The organism is Marilutibacter maris, assembly GCF_006546735.2.
In the GTDB taxonomy this organism is placed as follows: Bacteria; Pseudomonadota; Gammaproteobacteria; order Xanthomonadales; family Xanthomonadaceae; genus Marilutibacter; species Marilutibacter maris.
The window spans coordinates 1-3,961 of sequence record NZ_VICD02000170.1; the positions used below are offsets into that span (position 1 = coordinate 1).

The following is a 3,961-nucleotide window of genomic DNA, read 5'->3' on the forward strand; positions in this document are numbered from 1 at the left end:
CCCCCATTCGCATCTGCGATGCGAATCGCCCCCTGACTCAGGGGGGAACGATATCCGGCTGCGCCCGGATATCTCCCAAAGTTTGCTGCGCAAACCTCGGGCCCCGCCGTTGCGCTTCCACACCCCCATTCGCATCTGCGATGCGAATCGCCCCCTGACTCAGGGGGCTGGGTCACACGCTACTGCGGGCTACGGGCACCCTGACTTTTCTAGCGGCCGCGCCAGCAGGCGCGAAGCAATGCGACCGGAAAGCGCGTCCAGATCGCGGCGAATACCAGCGCCCTTGTCGGCAGGCTGCGTCGCGACGCCTCGAACTTGCCGAAGTAACGCCACAGACCTCGGTGCTTGTGCCACTCCACGAACAGCGGCCGGCTGCGGCTGGACACGCCGCGCACGTGCAGCACCCGCACCCGGTTGGCGACCGCGACCGAAGCCCCCGCGGCACGTGCGCGCCGGCACAGGTCGAGGTCCTCCGCATGCAGCCGGTAGGCCTCGTCGAAACCCTCGACCCGCTCGAACAGGAGCCGTGGCATCAACATCAACGCACCGGATATCGCCTCCACCGGTTGCAGCTCGATGCTGTCGTCGATGGCGATCGCCGTCGACTGCCGGGCCCGCCGGCCGGCCCGCAGCATCGAGGCGAAATCCGGGTCGCGGCGGCGTGCGGCGGCATCGCGGACACCGGCTTCGTCGACCAGGTCGGCACCCAGCAACGGCGCCGGCAACCCGTCGGCGAGCGCGCGCAGACGGGCCAGCGCATCCGCCTCGAGCAGACAGTCCGGGTTGACGAAGGCCAGCCATGGCGCCTCGCTGTCGGCCGCACCCTGGTTGCAGGCCACCGCGAAGCCGGGATTGTCGGGATTGGCGATGAAGCGGACCCGCGGGTCGCTGGCGGCGTGACGCTGGACGATGTCCACCGTTCCGTCGTCGGAGGCGTTGTCGACGACCCGGATCTCGGCGACGCCGTCGCTGCCGCGCAGGCGTTGCAGGCAGTCGTCGATGGTCTCGGCACTGCAATGACTGACCACAACCGCGGCGATGTCGCCGCCGGAGGGGATATCCATCAGCTCCCCTCCCCCGCCTTCGGTGGCGCCATCCGGGCCGATCGCCCGTCATCGGCGTCCGTCCCGGCGGCGTCATCCTCGTCCCAGAACAGATCGCGCTGCGGATCCGGCGGCCCGACCTCGGCGAGCAGCGCGGCGAGCCGCTCCCGCGACTCCCGCAGCGGATCGCGCATCAGGAAGCCCGCCAGCCTGGGATGCCAGTCCGGCCAGCGCACCGCCAGGCGCTCCATGTCGCCGTCGAACGGCGCGCCCTCGCCGGCACGTCCGACGAACGCGGTATCGCACAGCACGTTGCGCCATCCCAGCCCGGCCAGCCGCAGCGACAGGTCGATCAGGGCCGCGTACCAGGAGCCGTAGCTGGTGGTGTCGAGGCCGCCGGCCTTGATCCGGGCGCTGCCGCGGATCAGCACCGCGTGCCCGACCGCGGCCGGCAGCTCCGGACACGCCGACGGCATCGCCGCCGCCGCGCGCGCGATCCGCAACGGCTCGTCGGGCAATGGCGAGATCTCGCCGACCCGAGGCCACGCGGCGACCTCGCCGGCATTGCACCAGGGCGTGGCGGTGGCGATGGCGCCGTCGGCACGCAGGCTGCCGGCCAGGCGTCCGAGCCAACCTGGCGTCGGCACCGCATCGGGCGCGAGCACCGCGACATCGGCGTCGCCGCAGGCCGCCAGCACCTCGTCGAGGTGGGCGACCTCGCCGATCGCACGCTGGCGCCGGGTGTAGTCGGCCTGCAACGCGGTGCCCGCCATCCAGCGCTCGACGATCGCATAGCCGCGAGGCCCGATCCGAGCATCGTCGGCCAGCCACACCCGGGTACCCGGACGGGTACCGGCTTCCAGCGCACCGAGGCAGGCGTCCAGCGCATCGTCGTCGGCGCCGACCGGCACGATGACGATGGGCAGTTCAGTCATCTCGCCCGCTTCACCTGTCTATCCCGGAACCCGGCATCGGCATCCTCTCAGTTCTTGGGCGCGCGGTTGATCGGTTCCAGCGCGCGGAAGCGGCGGCCGTACTCGTCGGTCAGCTTGCGCGCCTCCAGCGGATTGCGGACGATCTTCGGGGTCAGCAGGATGATGGTCTCGTTGCGCTCCGAAACGCTGGTCTGGCGTCCGAACAGGCCACCGATCACCGGAATCCGGCTCAGGCCCGGAAAGCCCGAGGAGCCACGGCCGTTGCGGTCGGTGATCAAGCCGGCCAGGACCACGGTATCGCCGTTGCGCACCGCCGCCTCGGTCTTGAGCTTGCGGGTGTCGATGCGCACGTTGCCGTTCTCGTCGGGGTCGTCGCCCGGAGCGCTGACCTCCTGGACGATGTCCAGGAACACCATGTCGTCCTTGGTGATGCGCGGGCGTACCTTGAGGATGGTGCCGGTGTCCAGATACTGCACCTGGCCGATGGTGTCGCCGCTGCCGAGGTTCGGGTTGAAGGTGACCGACTGGATCGGGATGCGGCTGCCGACGTTGAAGGTCGCCTCGGTGTTGTTGCGCACGAACAGCGACGGCGACTGCAGCATCTGCACGTCGGTGACCTGGTCCAGCGCGTTGATCACCGCGGCGGCGTTGCGGCCGAGGAAGGTCCAGGCCAGGCCGCCGCCACCGCCCTCGGTCGCGCCACCGACGCTGCCGGCCAGGGTGCTCCAGGTGTCGCGGCCGACCGCGCTGGGCAGGCCGGCGTCGGTCACCGCGCGCTCGAAGAACCAGTTGACGCCGTAGGCCAGGTCGCCCTTCAGGGTGACCAGGGCGATCTGCGCCTCGATATGCACCTGCATCGGCATCACGTCGAGGCGCTCGATCACGTCGCGGATCGACTTCCAGGCCGCCGGCGAACCGCGCACCAGCAGCGAGTTGCTTTCCGACACCGCCGACACGCCGACCTTGGCGCCCTGGACCTCCAGGGTCACGCTGCCGTCGCCACCGCCCTGGCGCTCGCCCAACGACATGCCGCCGCCGTTGGTGCCGCTGGAGCCGCCGCCACCGCTCTTGTCGCCGATGTTGGCGACGCTGCCATTGCCGCCATCCTGCAGCTCGACCGACTCCAGGCCCGGCATCAGCGACGGTGAACCGCCGCGGCGGTTGCCGTTGCCGCCGCTGCTGGCGCCGAACACCTCGGACAGGCGCTCGGCGAGGTCACCGGCATCGATGTACTTGAGCTCGTAGGTGAACAGCTGCATCTCGCCGCCGGCGCTGTCGATCCGCTCCAGCCACTGCTGGATGTCGTCCAGGTACTCGGCCTGCGGGGTGATCACCAGCACCGCGTTGGCGCCGTCCAGCGGCATGAAGCGGAACATGCCCGCGACCGGCGACTTGCTCTGCTCACCGAACACTTTTTCCAGGTCGGCGACCACGTCGCTGGCCTTGCCGGACTGGATCGGGAACACCCCGACCGACATGCCCGACAGCCAGTCGACGTCGAAGATCTCGATCGTGCGCAGGTAGTTCTCAAGCTCGGCGCGGGTGCCGCCAATGCTGATCACGTTGCGGGCCGGATCGGTGGAGACGATCGCGTTGGGACGCGCGTACGGCTCCAGCACCTTCTTCATCTCCTCGGCGGAGATGTAGCGCAGCGGCACCGCGCGGACCTCGAAGCCGCGCGCGCCGACGGCGCCACCGGTGCGCGGCGCGACGTTGCCCGGCACCGCCTGATCGGCCGGAACGATGTTGTAGCGGCCATCGGCATAGACCATGCGGGCGTTGTTCCAGCCCAGCACCATCTCCAGCAGGCTCATCGCGCTGGCCGGGCTGACCGGCTTGGGCGTGGCCAGGGTCACCGTGCCCTGCACGCCCGGCGCGATCACGTAGTTCTGGCCGAGCATGTCGCCGAGGATCGCCTTGACCACCGCGTGCAGCGACTCGCCCTCGAAATTGAAGGTCGCCTCACCGCTGGTCGCGCCCAGG

At 70.1% G+C, this 3,961-nt stretch carries 3 protein-coding genes; all 3 read right to left on the bottom strand.

The window, feature by feature from the left end; genetic code table 11:
• Positions 1 to 209: 209 nt before the first annotated feature.
• A complete protein-coding gene (locus FKV24_RS10345; RefSeq protein ID WP_141482327.1) occupies positions 210 to 1,064 on the bottom strand; it encodes a glycosyltransferase family 2 protein in 855 nt (284 codons plus the stop codon).
• Positions 1,064 to 1,978, bottom strand: coding sequence for a glycosyltransferase family 2 protein (locus FKV24_RS10350; RefSeq protein WP_141482328.1), 915 nt, complete (start codon positions 1,976 to 1,978; stop codon positions 1,064 to 1,066). The genes FKV24_RS10345 and FKV24_RS10350 overlap by 1 nt, the downstream gene beginning before the upstream one ends.
• Before the next feature lie 47 nt (positions 1,979 to 2,025).
• The coding region (gspD, locus tag FKV24_RS10355) for a type II secretion system secretin GspD (RefSeq protein WP_141482329.1) at positions 2,026 to 3,961 on the bottom strand (1,936 nt) is incomplete at its 5' end.